Genomic DNA, 18,751 nt, shown 5'->3' on the forward strand with positions numbered 1-18,751 from the left:
AATTAATTCTCTTCACTTTCCTGAATAGAAATATCTCTACGGAAAGGAATAAATAGCGGATCTACATCTTTGGTCTCACCAATAACCGATTCAATTTCCCTTTTAAGATAATTTAAATGGGCAATGGTCAGTCTATCGGTCATCACGGGAATGGTCCGCTTAATTTTTCCCTGTAAATTCAAAAGGTTGTCAAGGGCCAATGAGCGCACATCCGTATTAGAGGTGTAACCTTCGGAAAGCTTAGCCAAGATACCTTCTACCAAACCTTCTGCTTCGTCCGGTTTATAAAGCGTAATCAGGTTGGCAACATAAGATTTCTGTAATTTTCTACGGTAGGCATTCGTTTGGTAGAAAACATTCATATCGCCCCAAACCAATTGGTTCAAATCATCCATATAATCTTGGGGAAGGTAGGGGTCTTCATCTTCGTATCGCTCTGCAATAAAAGTCATTCTACTTAGCCTACTGCCACCTAAAAGATTGAGCATAACGCTCTCCATGGTCTTGGTTACGGATTCTTTTGATTGCGGCGATTGTATGGCGTTCAAAATTTCGTTTCGCAATAACCACTTGGGTTCTTTAAAAATATAATTGTTTAAAAATACCAATGCCTGCTTTTGCTTTTGCTTATCCACGGGGCGGTATACTTCACCTTCTTCACCCATGGTTTTTGGTGTTACGTAAATTCCGCCAATGTTCTTGGTAACATGAAAAATATAGTCACTGTACTGCCCGACCAAATCCTTGTAGATCTGGTCTAAATTGGCATAATCGTCGCTGCTTTTTTCTTGCGTCCATTTTTTAAGGTAGGGAGCAATACGCTGTAAGTTCAGAATACCGTACATACTGGCTTGCATGGCGTCGTCACCCAAGTCTTCGGTCTGTGATCTAGGGTCAAAATCGCGCCCTTCCCCACCAAACCATAATCTTGGGTTGGCAGATACACTATCTACCACCATTTGGCTCAAGAGTTCTTTTTCGTCCCTTGCGGATAAATCATCGGCAAACCGGGAGTAACCCCATTGTATGGCCCATTTATCATAATCGCCTATTCGTGGCATTAAATCTTCCGTAGGAATACTATCTTCCGGTTGTGCAACATAGTTAAAACGGGCATAATCCATAATTGAACTGGTATGGCCATTTTTTCTTAAAAACTCAGCATCCCGCAATTTTTCAACGGGAGTAGCATAGCTGGCGCCCATATTATGTCTAAGCCCTAGCGTATGACCTACCTCGTGCGAAGCCACAAAACGGATGAGATTGCCCATAAGTTCCGTGTCATATTCCATTTTTCTTGCGCGCTCGTCAACAGCACCGGCTTGAACCATGTACCAACTGTGCAGCAGGCTCATGAGGTTGTGGTACCAGCCAATGTGGCTCTCCAATATTTCGCCACTTCTAGGGTCTACAATATTAGGGCCGTATGCATTTTTGGAGGGTGAGGCAAAATAACGAAGTACCGAAAAACGGGAATCTTCTAGGCTCATACTTTTGTCGTTCTCCGGCCATGGTTTACCAACAATTGCGTTTTTAAACCCGGCTTGCTCAAAGGCAACTTGCCAATCATTAATTCCTTGAATAAGAAAGGGCCTCCACTTTTTAGGAGTGGCAGGGTCTATATAGTAAACAATAGGTTTCTTGGGCTCTACCAACTCACCTCGTTGCCATTTTAAGGAATCCTCAGGTTTGGGCTCTAATCGCCATCTGTGTATGTAAGTGTTCCGATCTACTTGTTGCTGGTCGTCTCCATATTCCAAATACGAACTTGCAAAATAACCCACACGGGCATCGTACAGTCTTTTTTTCATGGGAACTTTTGGAAGCAGGATAAAAGAGTTGTTGATTTCCAATGTAACCACTCCGGCAAGAATTGCTGCGGGAAGCTCTTTTCTCTTATCAACACTAGACCTTGCCTTATAGGTTTTGACCGTTTTGATTTCCGTATTAACGGGAAACGAATTTATTTCCTTTATATAGGATTTATCCTTTTCAAGAGAGGTGAGTTTGTAATCGTCCTTTTGATCGCCACTAAGTGCCAAGAGCGGGTTTTCGCCATTTATAAAATCGGTTACTTCAATAACATGGGATTGCTTGTCTTCATTGGTAGCTTTTATGGCAAAAGCTTCAAGAATGGGGGTTATGTTAGAATTATTTACCGCTTTGGAAATAGCATCATCTTCACTAGCAGAGCTTACCAAAGTAGAAATACGAAGAAAAATGTTGTTTGAAGGTCCTTTTTCAAAAGTGATGGTGTTTTCGGAAATTTTCTCACCACCGTAATTACCGGCACCCGAAGGAGTTTTTATAAACCGGGTTACTACAAGCATCTCTCGGTTAAAAAGGCTATCAGGAATTTCAAAATAGTATTTGTCCCCTACTTTGTGAACATCAAAAAGACCGTTGCTGGTAATAGCTTCACTGGAGATTAAACGATCGTAAGCCTTGGCACTGGTTGATGCTACGCTTTCTGTTTTGCCTTTTTTATTGCCTTTATTGGCTATGCCTATGGTACTGCAGGATGCAGCCACAAAGAGCAACGTTATGTATATAAAAAATTGTTTCATTGATATAAATATTAACCGCTCCTACAATTTGGGATTGTAGGTGATAGTCGGTGTTCGCCCCTTAAATATGCCCGTGATGGGTCTTCGTATAAGTAGCGAACGTGTCAGTTCTTACTTTAGTATGGCGCTGGCCGAGTCTTACTCGCTTTTAACAGAAATTGTATCGGTTATTAATAGCGTACGCCTGTAGCCCTAATATATACGGCAACCCGCATTAAATAGTTGAGTTGAATATACAATTCTGAAAGTTGTATGTCAATCTATTAAGAAAAAAATAGGAAATAGAAGGTGTTTTGTAAGAAGCCACGAACACCAAGCAACAGCATTTACTACCTAATCAAGATCATGATGGCTCCTAGTGCGGTCAAGACCAAAATCATTTTTCTGTAGAAATCCTCTTTTATGATTTTTACCAGACGTATACCCAAGAAAACACCTAAGATAATTCCAGGAACCAGTTTTAGGTCAAACAGAAGGGTCTCTATGGTTATAGTTTCCCAAACGAAAATGTGCAGCGGTAGTTTTAAAACGTTGATGATAAGAAACAACCAGGCTGCGGTACCAATGAATTCGTTCTTGGGAACGCGCATGGCCAAAAAGTAAATATTACTGAACGCACCACCTAAATTGCCTATCATTGTAGTAATACCGGCAATGGTTCCTACGAGGCCTGCAAATAACCAATGTGTGGGAACGGATTTGGACTTTCGCCTATCCCACCAGTACATCATAAGCACGCTTACCAAAATGATGATTGCCATAGCAATTTTGAACAACCCTTCATCCAGATCGTTTCCGATCAATACTCCACAAGCTATCCCAACGAGAATCCACGGCAGAAATTTTATGATATGTGCCCAATTGGCGTGTCTGTTGTAATAGATAACGGCAAAAATATCGCCCACCACCAAGAGAGGAACTACTATGCCGGTAGATGCTTTTGCAGTAAAGGCAAGCGCCATTAACGTAACATTTACAATTGCAATTCCTTTAATGCCAGCCTTTGAGAGTCCAATAACGGTTGCAGCTGTAAATGCAAGGGCCCAAGCGGTAAGTGTAATGTTGAATGAAGTAGTTAAAAGCACAGGAAGAGGTTTGTATGAAAAAGGCAAAAGTATCCTAAAAAATAATATCTTTAAAGACTAATCCCAAAACCAACCCTCTTTAATGGAACTATCCACTCTAGATTATAGTTTTATCATTGTTTTTTTCTCAATTGTCCTAGGTATTGGATTTTACGTTTCTAAAAAATCGGGTAAGAACTCATCTGAGTTTTTTCTGTCCGGCAGGACTATGCCCTGGTGGTTATTGGGGCTTTCAATGGTGGCTACTACCTTTTCTACCGACACACCTAATTTGGTAACGGACATTGTTAGGACAAATGGGGTTTCTGGGAACTGGGTTTGGTGGGCTTTTTTGATTACCGGTCTTTTAACTGTTTTTGTATATGCCAAACTTTGGCGTAAGTCCAATGTAAACACAGATTTAGAATTTTATGAAATGCGTTACGGGGGTGCTCCGGCAAGCTTTTTAAGAAAGTTCAGGGCCGTATATCTAGGTGCACTTTTCAATATTATTACAATGGCATCCGTAACCTTGGCCGCTATTAAGATAGGTGGTATTATGTTAGGTCTAGAACCATGGGAAACCGTAGTTGGTGCGGGATTAATTACCGTTACCTTTAGTGCTTTGGGAGGGTTTAAAGGAGTGGTCTATACTGATTTTCTTTTGTTCTTTGTAGCCATGTCCGGAGCTATAGGCGCCGCATATTATTTGGTAAATATACCCGAGGTTGGTGGTATTGAGGCGCTAATAGCGCATGAAAATGTAATGGGGAAACTTGATATTGTTCCTGATTTCAGTAATAAAAAGGCACTGATTACCCTTTTTATTATTCCGTTGGCCGTACAGTGGTGGAGTTCTTGGTATCCAGGTGCCGAACCAGGCGGGGGAGGTTATATTGCGCAACGTATGTTGGCCGCAAAAGACGAAAATCATGCTATTGGCGCCACATTCTTTTTCAATATTATGCACTATGCTTTAAGGCCTTGGCCATGGATATTGGTGGCATTGGCATCATTGGTGGTTTACCCGGATATTGCAAGTATTCATGAAGCTTTTCCTAATATCGCGGAAGACAAACTAGGACAGGATTTGGCTTACTCCGCCATGTTGACCAAACTCCCAAGCGGACTTTTAGGTGTAGTTCTGGCTTCTTTGATCGCAGCTTATATGAGTACTATTTCTACACAGTTAAACTGGGGTTCATCTTATATTGTATTTGATTTTTATAAGCAACAGATAAACCCTAATGCTACTGAAAAGCAAATGGTGGCCGTGGGTAGAATTTCTACTGTTGTACTTATGATCCTGAGTGCAGGTTTGGCCTTGGCACTTGAGAATGCGCTTCAGATTTTTGACATTCTATTGACCTTTGGTGCGGGTACCGGACTCATTTTTATCTTAAGATGGTTCTGGTGGCGTATTAATGCATGGAGTGAAATTACGGCTATGTTCGCTTCAGGGGTAATTTCAATTGTATTGAAAACTACTTCTTTGGGGGCGGTTCTTTTTGCTGAAACGACAGGAGTTTTTCCGGATTGGGCCGAGTATCCTTTTGTAGTGATGGTTACTTCTGCTATTTGGTTAACGGCAACGTTTATGACACAACCTGAATCTAAAGAAACGCTTCGGTCTTTTTATAAGCGTATTCAGCCGGGAGGACCAGGTTGGTCTAAAGTGGTTAATGATGCCAAGGCCGATGGAGAAAAAATTAAGAACGATAATGAAAAGTGGAGCGTGCCCCAAGGTATTACCGCAATGGTTCTTGGGTGTGTTCTTATCTACACAATTATGTTCGCAACCGGATATTGGATTTACGGTAGAACCGAAGCCGCATTATTGCTTACAGGAATTGCCGTAGTCTCGGGCTTCCTGCTTATACGGGCTTGGAACAAAATGAAAGAAAATATACTGTAATGAGATAAAAAGATGAGGTGGTACGGTTGTTACTCTACACTCTCCAAAATAATTTGTAGTACCTCATCCTGGTTTATTTCTATTATTGAAGTAGATTTTATCTCTCTTCTATTACCATCTTCATCGTAGGTGTAGGATTTAAAGGAAACCTTTTCCTCATTGTCAAACACTTGTATTTGGTAAATAGTAATAGACCCTTGCTCTAGTGATGTTAGGCTATAGTTGCTCAAACTTTGTCCATATTCCTTTTCTGCTCCAGTACCTTTTCTGAGTTTGAAAGTCACGTAATCTGCGGAAAATCCGGTTGAGTTGGCGAAAGAAATTCCAGTGTCGTTTGAGATTTTGGCCTCTCCGCTTACTAGACTTGGTTCTTCTTCATCTTTAGAACAGCTTGCGGTCAACACCAATACAACACTGCAAAGTAGGTATACAATGCGCTTTTTCATAAGTAGGTTTTTAAAGGAGGATTGGGAGCCTCCAGGTTTGCTTAGGTGCTATTGGCTAACACCTTTAGAATCAACGCCTGTTAGGTGAGCTTATTGTATAAAATCGTTGTTCGGTCTTTAATTGTAGAAATGGGTAGTTCTGAATTCCATGTTGGTTTTTTCAGGATTGTAGCTAAGCATACCATTTAAAGAAAACTTGCGTTATAATTTATCCAAACTTTAACCAAACCTACCTACGTATGAGATTTTATCGTCTTCTTCTAGTGGCTTTTGTCTTTTCTGCAACTTGTTCCCAAGCTCAAGAAACCAAAAAAATAGATGCTTATTGGCAGCTTCTTTTAAAGAATCAGAGAGAGGAGGCTAAAGTTAAGTTTCAGAAAAAGAACAAGGGTAGTTTGCCAGATTTGTTAACCAATGAACTTATAGCCAATGAGAATGGTACATTTACTTCTGCCGATGGCTTTATTACAAACGTAGTTGCCCAGCCGGATTTTGAATATTACCTCTACGCATTGTGGAACCATAATTTCTTTTTCGATTCCTATTTAACAACAGGATTCAACAGAAAAAATGTGGCTAACATAAATGGCGTACCATTAGAAAGAATTAAAAATACAACTGTTAAGGAGTCGCTTAGGTACCTCAAATCTGCCGTAGCTCAACATTCCGATGATTGGGCAGCGTACGACCAATTGAATTATGAAATACCAGCTATTAAGGCTTGGCAGTTTTGTGGTAGTTTTGAGAATTTGAACGGTAGTGGTTTGGCTACGGAATATGCTCCGGAAAAGAATACTACTTCCAAAACGGATTTTAACGCCAATAGCAACGGATTTATCAATTGGTATACACAAAGGGGGCGTGAGAAAGATGCGTATCAATATTACTCTAACCACGCAGAATATGGTGGTGGCGTAAATTATGCACAAAGTTTTATAAGCAATCCATCAGCAAAAAAAGCAGTAGTACGTTTAGGTAGTTCATCTTTTGCAAGAGTTTGGCTAAATGATGTACTCATCTATGAAAACACCAATGATGGCATTACCGATTTGGATGCCTATAATGTGCTCGTAAACCTTCCTGCCGGAAACAACCGATTATTAGTAAAGAGCGCGGACCAAAGCGGAATAGCCTATTTTATTGTTAGAATTACAGATGAAGAAGGACACGCTTTTACCGATTTGGAATACAGTGCAACCCCAGTTGCCTATCAAAAAAGTTCATTGGAGCGTATTGCTCCCAAAGTATTGACACATGACGTAGAAGCCTTTTTTCAAAATAAATTAAAGAAAGACCCAAACAATTTTTTCAACACGATATGCTTGGTAAGTGCGTATTTGAGAAATTCAAAATTCAATGAGGCCAAGGCAACTTTACAACCATGGATAGAAGCCTATCCGGAAAGCTCGTTTCTTAGAAAATATCATATTGAGTGTTATACAAAGGAAAAGGATTATGCTTCTGCAAAGGAGTTGCAAAAAAATATCCAAAGCGATGATGAAAACTACTATCTGTCGTACATCTATCGTTTTGAGGAATCTCGGGAACTTTTTAAACTGCCCTTACAGGAGTTTGAGGCATTTGTAGCGGACTTTTCGGCTTCTACGGATATGGATATTTTAAAACAATCGGCTAAATTGTTATTGAATATTAGGCAAGAAAATAAATCTGCCGTAAAGGAAACGTTACAGACCATTACCGATAATTATAAGGATCAGTTGAGTATCCTAAAAGTCTACCTCAATATATATTCCGCCTATTTGAATGAAGACGATAAGGCCATACAGATTTTAGAAGATATAGATGACACCTATTTTGATTACAGCGCATTAAAATCTCTCGTTGCTTTTTATAACAAGCAAGACCGAAAGGAAGAGGCCTTGGCCCTTTTTGAAAAGCGATATAATTTGGTGGATCACGATAATATCTACCTGTCCGATTATATTGCCTACCAACATGAATATAAGAAGTATGAAGCGTCTTTACCTTATATAGATCAAATGTTGGAGAATTTCCCGTATTCATTTGTGGCCATGGAATTAAAAGGTACGGCTCTAGAGCAATCCGGACGTAAAAAGGAAGCTCTGGTTTGGTATAAAAAATCACTTGGACATAATGGCGCAAATACCTCCTTACGCAAGAAAATAGACGATTTGTCCAACGCCAAGGATTATCTAGAAGAACTAGCTACACCCAATATATATGAATTTATGGCCCAGACCCGTAATAAGGGAGTTAAGGGCAACTATGGGTATAATTATTTGTTGGATGAAAGTCTGTTGCAACTGTATCCGGAAGGTGGCGGTAAGTCTCAGACGCGTTATGTGGTTGAGATTACCAGCGATAGTGGTATAGAATCTTTAAAAGAGGTAAATCTTGGTTTAAGTGGCAATTATCACATTACAAAATCCGAAATAGTAAAACCTAATAAAAAAATTGTTCCCGCGTCTAGAAGCGGTTCCAGTATTGTTTTTAACAATCTTGAAATTGGTGATATCATCTACGTAGATTATGAAAGTAGTTATGCCAATAGCGGTAGGTTTTATAAAGACCATGTAGACTATTTTCAGTTTGATTCTTTTCACCCTATTCATAAAAACACCTTAAAAATATTGGTGCCTAAGGGCAAGGATTTCACTACTAAAACACTTAATGGGGACGTCAGTTATAAAAAGCGAACAATAGATGATTATGTATTCCATGAGTGGGAGACCATTGATCAGAAAGAACTTTCGCCAGAGGAGAACTTTATGCCTAGCCTTAGTGATGTAGCTAGCTATGTACACGTAAGCACAATAGGTTCTTGGGATGAGATAGCCAATTGGTATTCAGATTTGGTACGCCCGCAAATCGTTATCAACTCAGATGTTAAAGAAGCCTATAAAACAATTTTCCCATCCGGAAGCGATTCTTTTTCGGAAGACGAAAAGGCTTCTAAGATTTACTATTATATTATGGAGAATTTTAGCTATAGCCATGTAGGCTTTAGACAAAGTGGTTATGTTCCGCAGCGGCCCTCAAAAACTATAAAGTCTAAGCTAGGCGATTGTAAGGACTTTTCAACGCTCTATGTCACCTTAGCTCAAATGGCCGGTCTAAAGTCGCATTTAGTTTTGGTGCTTACCTCAGATTATGGCGAAAGCACCATGGTATTGCCAAGTCAAGATTTTAACCACTGTATAGCCAAGGTATTTATAGATGGTAAACCCCAGTATTTGGAACTTACGGACAACAATATGCCCTATAAGTCTATACCTACCAGTTTAGAAAGTGCTACTGCTTTGGATATCCCCAATAAATGGATGGAAGATGTAAAGAAGGGCATTTACAAGTTAAGAAATGTTGACCATACTACCACGGTGCTAGAAAGTAACTTGGAGTATGTAATTGGAGAAGGTTCTCATAAATTAAGAATAGAATCTGTTTTAAAGGGAAGCATAAACGCTCATTATGCCGCTATTTTTAAGGAGAACAATTATGAGGTAGTAAAGAAGAGTATTACGGACGATTTTAAAAGTAGGATTTCAGAAGATTTTTCCATGGATAGTATTCATGATATACATTATGAACTACGTTCGCCTGTTTTAAAGTACACGTCAGACCTGACGGTTAACGAGAAATTGGATGAAATTGGCAGTATGAGGGTGTTTCGTATTCCAGCGGTGAACAATGCCTATAACACGTCAATAATCCAAGATGATGAGCGTACTTTTCCAATTGATTATCTGTTGTATGAAAATGCAGATGTTTACAAGTCTAGTTATGTTATTAAACTGAACGAAGACGAGCGTTTTGTTGAAATTCCGGAAAGTGCGGATTATAGTTTTAAAAAGCATCAGTTTAAAATAAACTATGACTTGGCTAAAGAGAATGAACTACATGTTTCCATAGAGGCTAAAACTTCAAAAGAACGTATTCCGGCAAGTGATTACAAAGACTTCAAGGTCTACGTAAAAGCGTCCTTAGATGCCAAGCAGCAACTAATAGGGTTTAAGAAGAGCAAGAAGGAAACTAAAGTAAGCTTTTCAGGTAAAAAATAGTTTACCCGTTGTTCTGGTAAGACATCAGCTTGGCTACATATTTGCCAATAACGTCAAACTCTAAGTTTACCGTTGTACCTATTTGATATGATTTAAAACGGGTGTGCTCATAGGTATAGGGAATAATGGCCACACTAAAGCTGTTCTTTTCGGAATTTACCACTGTAAGGCTGGTACCATCTATGGTTATAGAACCCTTTTCTATAGTAGGGTTTCCCGTAGCGGCATCATATTCAAAAGTAAAGAACCAACTACCGTCTTTTTCTGCAATGGCGGTACACTTGCCCGTCTGGTCTACATGGCCTTGAACAATATGGCCGTCTAGGCGAGAACCAAGAATCATGGCGCGCTCAAGGTTTACTTTATCACCTACCTTTAGGTCGTCTAAATTGGTTTTCTGTAAAGTTTCATCAATAGCTGTTACGGTATAGCTGTTTTCGTCCAAAGAAACTACCGTTAAACAAACCCCGTTATGAGATACGCTTTGGTCTATTTTAAGTTCTGGCGTTAATGAAGATTTAACCGTAATATGAAGGTTGCTCCCTTCTTGTTCCAATTGCTGTATTTCGCCCAAAGTTTCGATAATGCCCGTAAACATGTTCCGTTAAATTTAAGTAGTTTTGTACCCTAGATTATTAGGCAAAGGTAAAGAATAAGATGCAGGAAGAAGGAAAAATTAAACTGGGTATTTCTATAGGCGATTTAAACGGAATAGGTTGTGAGGTAGTACTCAAGACCTTTGAAGATGCACGCATGCTGGATTTTTGTACACCCGTCATATTTGCATCCAACAAAACCATTTCTTTTCAGAAAAAAGAATTGGGCCTGAATATTAACTATCATGGCATTACTGATGCTTCTAAAGCGGTAGACGGTAAGATAAATGTAGTTAATGTATGGAAAGAAGTTCCTAAAATTAAGTTTGGAGAAGCTACCGAAGAAGGAGGTAAATATGCTATTAAGTCTTTACGGGCGGCAGTTGATGCTTTAAAAAATGATGCTATAGATGCTCTGGTTACGGCCCCGATCAATAAAAATAACATTCAGGCAGACGATTTTAAATTTCCCGGCCATACTGATTTCTTGGCCCAAGAATTGGAAGGGGAGAGCTTAATGTTCATGGTTACGGATGACCTTAAAGTTGGTTTGCTTACCGATCATGTTGCCGTAAAGGACGCTCCGGCAGCCATAAATCCTATATTAATAAGAAATAAGGTGCGCACCATAGAGAAATCTTTGCAAATGGATTTTGGAATTCGCGCTCCCAAGGTAGCCATGTTGGGCATTAATCCGCATAGCGGAGACAACGGTATAATAGGTAAAGAAGACGATGAGGTCATGAAACCGGTCATAAAAGAAATGTCAGAATCGGGCCATTTGGTTTTTGGACCATATTCTGCGGACAGTTTTTTTGGGTCGGACGGTTACAAAAGTTTTGATGCCATTTTAGCGGCCTATCACGATCAAGGGCTTATTCCTTTTAAGACGCTTTCATTTGGTAAAGGGGTTAATTATACAGCAGGCCTTTCTAAGGTAAGAACCTCTCCGGACCACGGTACGGCGTATGAGATTGCAGGTAAAGGCAAGGCGGATCATAGCTCGTTTAAGGAAGCGGTCTTTACTGCTCTACATATTTTTAAGAATAGAAAAGAATATCAAGAACTTACTGAAAACCCTTTGCAAAAGCAGCGTATAAGGAGATAAAAGCTTGTTTTTGGGCCAATGTTTCGCTTTAATTTCAAGAAATGGTCTAAAAGATAGGCGAACGTATTGAATTCCAATTAAAAAAGGGTTGTAAGTTTATTAAATAATAGTATCTTTGCACCCGCCTTTAATCTGGCGGTGTATAAAAATCAGTGTTGAAATGATGAAGCAAAAGGAGTTTAACATTCCTTTCTCTGGATTAGGACAAGGAAAACACGAATTTGAGTATACGATTAATAACCCGTTCTTTGAATCTTTTGGGTATGAAGAGTTCAACGCGGCAGACATTAAGTTGGATGTTGTTTTGAACAAGATGAGCACAATGCTTGAGTTAGAGATGAAAGCCCAGGGCACGGTTAATGTAAATTGCGACCTGACCAACGAACCTTTTGATCAGCCTATAGAGGCAGATTTGGAACTCGTAGTCAAATTTGGGGAAGAATATAATGATGAAGATGATGAAATTCTAATCATTCCCCACGGAGAACATCAGGTCAATATTGCACAATACGTATACGAAATGTTAGTGTTGGCCGTACCGCAAAAAAGAATTCACCCAGGGGTATTAGATGGTACGTTGCAATCGGAAGCCTTAAAAAAGCTTGAGGAACTGCAGCCAAAGAAAGAGAAAAAAGAGAGTGATCCCAGATGGGACGAATTAAAGAAACTGTTAACGGATAAATAAGTTTTAAATGGCACATCCTAAGAGAAAAATATCGAGAACCAGAAGGGACAAAAGAAGAACCCATTATAAAGCAGTAGCACCAACTTTGGCTACTGATCCAACTACTGGCGAAATGCACTTGTTCCACAGAGCGCATTGGCATGAAGGTAAATTATACTACAAAGGTCAAGTTTTGATCGATAAGACTGAAGAGGCTGAAGCATAAATGTATCGGTTATCTTAATAATGAATTCACGACTCCCGTATTTAATGACGGGAGTTTTTTATTTCTACTACTGAAATCTCAAAAACGCATAGTTTTACAGGACGAATTGATAAAAATTGATTAATTTTCACCAATTTTGAGGCATTTTTGAAGGTTTCTGATATCAAATCAACTTTAAGATGAGTAAAATAACAGCAGCAATTACAGCTGTAGGAGGGTATGTTCCGGAATTTGTTCTTACCAACAACATGCTGGAAGATATGGTAGAGACAAATGATGAATGGATTGTCTCCAGAACGGGAATAAAAGAAAGAAGGGTGTTAAAACCCGAAGAGGGAGAAGGTACTTCGTATTTGGCTATTAAAGCTGCGCAAGACCTGATCCAAAGAAAAAATATTGATCCAAAAGAAATTGATCTAATAATGATAGCCACTGCTACACCAGATAGTATGGTGGCATCTACAGCGGCTTTTGTAGCGTCCGAAATTGGGGCTGTAAACGCATTTGCCTATGATCTTTTGGCGGCTTGTTCCAGCTTTTTGTTCGGCATGTCAACCGCGGCCAGTTACATAGAGTCCGGTAGGTACAAAAAGGTATTGCTGATTGGGGCAGATAAAATGTCTTCAATAATAGATTATACAGATCGTACCACATGTATTATTTTTGGTGATGGTGCGGGTGCGGCTTTGTTCGAACCTAACGAAGAAGGTCTAGGATTACAAGATGAATATTTAAGGGCAGACGGTTCCGGAAGACAATTTTTGGGAATGGATGCAGGAGGCTCTTTAATGCCCGCTACCATAGAAACGGTTAAGAATAGAAAGCACTTTATCTACCAAGATGGTAGAACGGTGTTCAAATTTGCGGTTTCCAATATGGCAGATGTAGCGGAGAGAATTATGAAACGCAACAACTTGGAACATACAGATGTTTCTTGGTTGGTGCCACACCAAGCTAATAAGAGAATTATAGATGCCACGGCCAATAGAATGGGTCTGGACAGTTCTAAAGTTCTTATGAATATAGAAAGATACGGTAACACCACATCGGCAACCTTACCGTTACTGTTGGCTGATTTTGAAGGCCAGTTGAAAAAAGGCGACAACCTTGTTTTTGCCGCTTTTGGCGGAGGTTTCACCTGGGGTTCCATTTACCTAAAATGGGCTTATTAAATAAAATACCGATCATTTAAATAAATAACATCCATGGATATTAAAGAAATTCAAAGCCTGATCAAGTTTGTAGCAAAATCAGGGGCCAGTGAAGTAAAGTTGGAAATGGAGGATTTAAAAATCACCATTAAAACGGGTACTTCGGATTCTGGAAACGAAACAACCTATGTGCAACAGATTCCTATGCCACAAGCCCAGATGATGTCTGCGCAAGCTCCGGCACAAACTGTTGAGGTTGCTGCGGCCGATACGGCCAAAACAGAGAAAAAAGATGATGAGTCAAAGTATATCACTATTAAATCGCCAATAATCGGTACTTTTTATAGAAAGCCATCACCGGATAAGAGTGCGTTTGTAGAAGTGGGTACTTCTATCGGAAAAGGAGATGTGCTTTGTGTTATTGAGGCAATGAAACTTTTTAACGATATTGAATCTGAGGTTTCTGGTAAAATCGTTAAGATTTTAGTTGAGGATTCTTCTCCTGTAGAATTTGATCAACCATTGTTCTTGGTAGATCCGTCATAATTATAAATTCTGAATCCCAAATAAGGTTCCCTTTAGGGGAATGGATTGTTGGTACTTAGATTTTGGAATTTAAATTAAAAAAGTATGTTCAAAAAAATATTAATTGCAAATAGGGGAGAGATTGCGTTACGTGTTATACGTACCTGTAAGGAAATGGGTATAAAGACCGTAGCCGTCTATTCTAAGGCAGATGAAGAAAGTTTGCATGTTCGTTTTGCTGATGAGGCCGTCTGTATTGGTCCTGCTCCGAGTAGCGAATCGTACCTGAAAATACCAAATATTATCGCGGCAGCGGAAATTACAAATGCCGATGCCATTCACCCAGGTTATGGGTTTCTTTCGGAAAATTCTAAATTTTCCAAAATATGTGCAGAGCACGATATTAAGTTTATTGGAGCTTCCGGTGAGCACATAGATCGTATGGGAGATAAGGCTTCTGCCAAGAAAACCATGAAAGAGGCCGGTGTTCCTACAGTTCCTGGTTCGGACGGTTTGTTAAAAGATGTTGTAGATGCCATAAAAACTGCCAAGAAAATGGGGTATCCTGTTATGATCAAGGCAACTGCCGGTGGTGGTGGTAAGGGTATGCGCGCCGTTTGGAAGGAAGAGGAAATGGAAGACCTTTTTGAGAGTGCCGTACAGGAAGCTACCGCAGCATTCGGCAACGGCGGTATGTACATGGAAAAGCTGATAGAGGAGCCAAGGCATATTGAAATTCAGATTGTTGGAGACCAATACGGTAAGGCATGTCATTTATCGGAAAGAGATTGCTCAGTACAGCGAAGACACCAAAAGCTTACAGAAGAAACCCCATCACCCTTTATGACGGATAAACTTCGTGAAGAGATGGGAGCGGCAGCTGTTAAAGCTGCGGAGTACATAAAATACGAAGGAGCGGGAACCATAGAATTTTTGGTAGATAAGCACAGAAATTTCTATTTCATGGAAATGAATACCCGTATTCAGGTAGAGCATCCTATTACGGAACAGGTTATTGATTACGATTTAATTCGTGAGCAGATACTAGTAGCTGGAGGCGTGCCTATTTCTGGTAAAAATTATTTACCTAAACTTCATTCCATAGAGTGTAGAATAAACGCGGAAGATCCATATAACAACTTTAGGCCTTCACCGGGTAGGATTACTACCTTACATACTCCAGGAGGTCATGGTGTACGTATGGATACGCACGTTTACAGCGGCTATAGTATACCGCCAAATTACGATTCTATGATTGCAAAGTTGATAACCACTGCGCAAACACGTGAAGAGGCTATCAATAAAATGAAAAGGGCTTTAGATGAGTTCGTAATTGAAGGCATTAAAACAACTATACCGTTCCACAGGCAATTAATGGATCACCCAGATTATTTAGCGGGTAATTATACTACCGCATTTATGGAAGATTTCAAAATGGATCCACCACCAGCGGAATAAGATTTAAAACCCCGATATTTATCGGGGTTTTTTTATACAGTAAAATGGAGCTAAGTTATTGGGAATATAAAACGTGGTTAACGAATGTTGATTTCACTATTGTGGGTAGTGGTATCGTGGGGCTTAACTGCGCCTTGCGTCTGCATGAGCGATTTCCAAAAGCGAAAATCCTTATTTTGGAAAAGGGTTTTTTGCCTCAAGGAGCGAGCACCAAAAATGCTGGATTTGCTTGCTTTGGGAGTATTTCCGAAATTTTGGCGGACTTAGATTTACATAGCGAACAAGAAGTGATCGAACTGGTCGCACAGCGCTGGAAAGGAATACAAAAACTCCGTAAAAACCTTGGCGATAAAGCAATGGGTTTTCAGGTAAACGGTGGCTATGAATTGTTTCTTGATGCGGCGCAGGAGTTATATCAGAAGTGTGTGCAAAAGCAATCTGAAATTAACGCACTGTTGCACCCGATCTTTAAAGCAGATGCATTTTATGGGTCTCCTAATACCTTTGGTTTTAAAGGGATAAAGGAAAATTATATTACCCATAGGTTTGAAGGGCAGTTGGATACTGGAAAAATGATGAACGGACTGTTAAAATTGGTACAGCAGGCAGGAATTACTATACTTAATTCCATTACCGTAGAGAATTTTTCCGCAGACCGCTCCAGCATCAAAATAAAAACAAATAGGTTCGAATTTTCATCTAAAAAAATGCTGATAGCTACCAATGGTTTCAGTCCGCAATTAATTGGTGAGGATGTTAAGCCCGCAAGGGCGCAAGTATTGATTACCAAACCCATTGAAAATTTGAATCTAAAGGGAACCTTTCATTTTGATGAGGGCTATTATTATTTTAGGAATATAGATAATCGGGTTTTGTTTGGAGGTGGTAGAAATCTTGATTTTAAAGGAGAGGAAACAGATCGGTTTGGTAATTCACAAGTGATTCAGACTCATCTAGACAAATTACTTAAGGAAGTAATTCTGCCCGAGACTCCATTTACTATTGATTACACATGGAGCGGAATTATGGGAACGGGTATGCAAAAGAAACCTATAGTCAAGCAGCTTTCGGAAAACGTGTATTGTGGTGTTAGGTTGGGAGGCATGGGCATAGCTATTGGGAGTACAATAGGTAATAACTTAGCGGATTTACTGGAATAGTTTATTAGGTTTCCCCTAAGCGGTAATCTTGATAGTACTATAGTTTTGCAGGCTGGCCTAGATTCATTACTTTAACTACTTTGAACTAACCTCTCCTAATTTATATGAAAGATAAGAAGCACCTGCGTAGTAGTGAATGGTTTGGCGGAAAGGATAAAATGGGCTTCGTACACCGTTCTTGGCTCCGAAACCAAGGGTATCCAGATGATTATTTTACGGGTAAACCCGTTATTGGAATCTGCAACACATGGTCAGAACTTACACCTTGTAATGGGCATTTACGAGATTTTGCGGAAGTGGTTAAAAGAGGAATTCTTGAAGCTGGTGGTTTTCCTATGGAGTTTCCGGTAATGTCTTTAGGGGAGACTATTATGAGGCCAACATCTATGCTTTTTAGGAATTTGGCGAGTATGGATACGGAAGAATCCATACGGGCTAATCCTCTTGACGGAATTGTTTTGTTGACCGGCTGCGATAAAACTACGCCCAGCACCGTAATGGGCGCTTGTAGCGTAGATTTGCCCACTATTGTAGTTCCTGGCGGCCCAATGTTAAGCGGTAGGTTTAGGGGAGAAAAAATGGGTTCCGGTTCTATGAATTGGATGATCAAGGAAAAACGAAGCGTAGATGGTTTTAGTGATGCCGATTTTACCGAGGCCGAAGTTTGTGTTGCCCGGAGTATTGGGCATTGCAATACTATGGGAACAGCTTCAACTATGGCAACAATGGTAGAAGCGTTAGGACTTACTTTACCTGGCTTTTCATCAATTCCCGCAGCAGATTCCCGTAAGAAATTGTTCGCGCAGCTTTCTGGCAGGCGTATTGTAGAAATGGTTAAGGAGGATTTAAAATTGTCCAAAATATTGACCAGGGAAGCTTTTGAGAACGCTATAATTACTAACGCTGCGGTTGGGGGGTCTACCAACCTCATTATTCACCTTACGGCAATTGCGGGTAGAATAGGTGTAGATTTAAATTTGGAAGATTTTGATGTCTTGGGGAGCAAGGTGCCTCTATTGGTAAACTTGAAGCCTTCCGGAAAGCATTTAATGGAAGATTTCTTTTATGCTGGCGGAATTTCCGTTGTCATGAAAGAGTTAAGGCCCAAGCTACATGATACGGCCCTTACCGTAAACGGAAAACACATTACGGAGAACTATAATGAGGCGGTTTGTTATGATACTGATGTTATAGCATCGGTGGAAAAACCCGTCCAACAAAATGCGGGTATTGCGGTGCTTAAAGGTAATTTGTGTGAAAACGGTGCAGTTATAAAGCCTTCGGCGGCATCAAAGGAATTAATGAAGCATACCGGAAAAGCGGTTGTTTTTGAAAGCATGGAAGACTATCATGCTAGAATTGATGATCCTAATTTAGAAATAGATAAGAACAGTATAATTGTTTTAAAGGGAGTAGGCCCCAAAGGTTACCCAGGTATGCCGGAAGTGGGCAACGTAGATCTTCCTAAAAAACTTTTGATTCAAGGAGTTACGGATATGGTGCGAATATCGGACGGTCGTATGAGTGGCACCGCCGCTGGAACCGTAATTTTACATGTTTCCCCGGAATCAACGGTGGGCGGAACATTGGCCTTGGTACAAAATGGAGATTTAATCCAGTTAGATGTTGAGAACAGAAGTCTTGATCTATTGGTTGCCGAAAGTGAACTGGAACAACGTAAGGCGGTATGGAAAGCGCCTAAGCCTTTGGCGGATAGAGGATATGTAAAAATGTATATAGACCATGTAGAACAGGCGCATAAGGGTGCCGATCTGGATTTTTTGGTAGGAGGTTCCGGAGCTAAGGTAGATAGGGATTTACATTAAAGGTA

General features: G+C 40.0%; 14 protein-coding genes. 10 read left to right on the forward strand and 4 right to left on the reverse strand.

The annotated features are described in order from the left end of the window. Positions 1 to 2: 2 nt before the first annotated feature. The gene (locus tag H9565_RS02210) at positions 3 to 2,567 is read right to left on the reverse strand and encodes a zinc-dependent metalloprotease (RefSeq protein ID WP_215436961.1); all 2,565 of its coding nucleotides are present in this window, start codon (positions 2,565 to 2,567) and stop codon (positions 3 to 5) included. 329 nt (positions 2,568 to 2,896) lie between these two features. Beyond that, positions 2,897 to 3,652, reverse strand: a complete 756-nt coding sequence (locus H9565_RS02215; protein ID WP_215436962.1) for a sulfite exporter TauE/SafE family protein — start codon at positions 3,650 to 3,652, stop codon at positions 2,897 to 2,899. Positions 3,653 to 3,734: 82 nt separating this feature from the next. Here H9565_RS02215 and H9565_RS02220 point away from each other — a divergent pair, with 82 nt between their 5' ends. Next, positions 3,735 to 5,546, forward strand: a complete 1,812-nt coding sequence (locus tag H9565_RS02220) for a sodium:solute symporter family protein (RefSeq protein WP_215436964.1) — start codon at positions 3,735 to 3,737, stop codon at positions 5,544 to 5,546. 29 nt (positions 5,547 to 5,575) lie between these two features. On the opposite strand, the gene H9565_RS02225 is transcribed toward H9565_RS02220, so the two are convergent. Further along, positions 5,576 to 5,992, reverse strand: coding sequence for a hypothetical protein (locus tag H9565_RS02225; protein ID WP_215436967.1), 417 nt, complete (start codon positions 5,990 to 5,992; stop codon positions 5,576 to 5,578). 239 nt (positions 5,993 to 6,231) lie between these two features. Here H9565_RS02225 and H9565_RS02230 point away from each other — a divergent pair, with 239 nt between their 5' ends. Further along, positions 6,232 to 10,032, forward strand: coding sequence for a transglutaminase domain-containing protein (locus H9565_RS02230; RefSeq protein ID WP_215436970.1), 3,801 nt, complete (start codon positions 6,232 to 6,234; stop codon positions 10,030 to 10,032). A 1-nt stretch (position 10,033) separates the two neighbouring features. Here the strand turns inward: H9565_RS02230 and H9565_RS02235 are convergent, their stop codons facing one another. Further along, positions 10,034 to 10,630, reverse strand: coding sequence for a riboflavin synthase (locus H9565_RS02235; RefSeq protein WP_215436973.1), 597 nt, complete (start codon positions 10,628 to 10,630; stop codon positions 10,034 to 10,036). 59 nt (positions 10,631 to 10,689) lie between these two features. On the opposite strand from H9565_RS02235, the gene pdxA reads away from it, so the two are divergent. The 8 genes from pdxA (at position 10,690) to H9565_RS02275 (ending at position 18,746) form a co-directional block, all read left to right on the forward strand. Next, on the forward strand, positions 10,690 to 11,736 hold the full coding sequence (gene pdxA, locus H9565_RS02240; RefSeq protein ID WP_215436976.1) for a 4-hydroxythreonine-4-phosphate dehydrogenase PdxA: 1,047 nt from the start codon (positions 10,690 to 10,692) through the stop codon (positions 11,734 to 11,736). A 163-nt stretch (positions 11,737 to 11,899) separates the two neighbouring features. Continuing rightward, positions 11,900 to 12,421 carry a YceD family protein gene (locus H9565_RS02245; protein WP_215438200.1) on the forward strand — a complete coding sequence of 174 codons (522 nt, stop codon included), beginning with the start codon at positions 11,900 to 11,902 and terminating at the stop codon, positions 12,419 to 12,421. Between the two features lie 7 nt (positions 12,422 to 12,428). Continuing rightward, positions 12,429 to 12,626 (forward strand): 50S ribosomal protein L32, encoded by a 198-nt coding sequence (rpmF, locus tag H9565_RS02250; RefSeq protein ID WP_215436978.1) that lies wholly within the window; start codon positions 12,429 to 12,431, stop codon positions 12,624 to 12,626. A 179-nt stretch (positions 12,627 to 12,805) separates the two neighbouring features. Continuing rightward, complete coding sequence (locus H9565_RS02255; protein WP_215436980.1) at positions 12,806 to 13,798, forward strand: beta-ketoacyl-ACP synthase III; 993 nt, start codon at positions 12,806 to 12,808, stop codon at positions 13,796 to 13,798. 33 nt (positions 13,799 to 13,831) lie between these two features. Further along, on the forward strand, positions 13,832 to 14,323 hold the full coding sequence (gene accB, locus H9565_RS02260; RefSeq protein ID WP_215436982.1) for an acetyl-CoA carboxylase biotin carboxyl carrier protein: 492 nt from the start codon (positions 13,832 to 13,834) through the stop codon (positions 14,321 to 14,323). Between the two features lie 84 nt (positions 14,324 to 14,407). Next, positions 14,408 to 15,760: an acetyl-CoA carboxylase biotin carboxylase subunit gene (gene accC / locus H9565_RS02265; protein WP_215436984.1), complete on the forward strand. Its 1,353-nt coding sequence runs from the start codon at positions 14,408 to 14,410 to the stop codon at positions 15,758 to 15,760. Positions 15,761 to 15,804: 44 nt separating this feature from the next. Then, positions 15,805 to 16,920: an NAD(P)/FAD-dependent oxidoreductase gene (locus H9565_RS02270; RefSeq protein ID WP_215436987.1), complete on the forward strand. Its 1,116-nt coding sequence runs from the start codon at positions 15,805 to 15,807 to the stop codon at positions 16,918 to 16,920. A gap of 104 nt (positions 16,921 to 17,024) precedes the next feature. Then, positions 17,025 to 18,746, forward strand: coding sequence for an IlvD/Edd family dehydratase (locus tag H9565_RS02275; protein WP_215436990.1), 1,722 nt, complete (start codon positions 17,025 to 17,027; stop codon positions 18,744 to 18,746). The last annotated feature ends 5 nt before the right edge of the window (positions 18,747 to 18,751 follow it).

This window comes from Zobellia russellii (assembly GCF_018728565.1).
GTDB lineage: Bacteria > Bacteroidota > Bacteroidia > Flavobacteriales > Flavobacteriaceae > Zobellia > Zobellia russellii.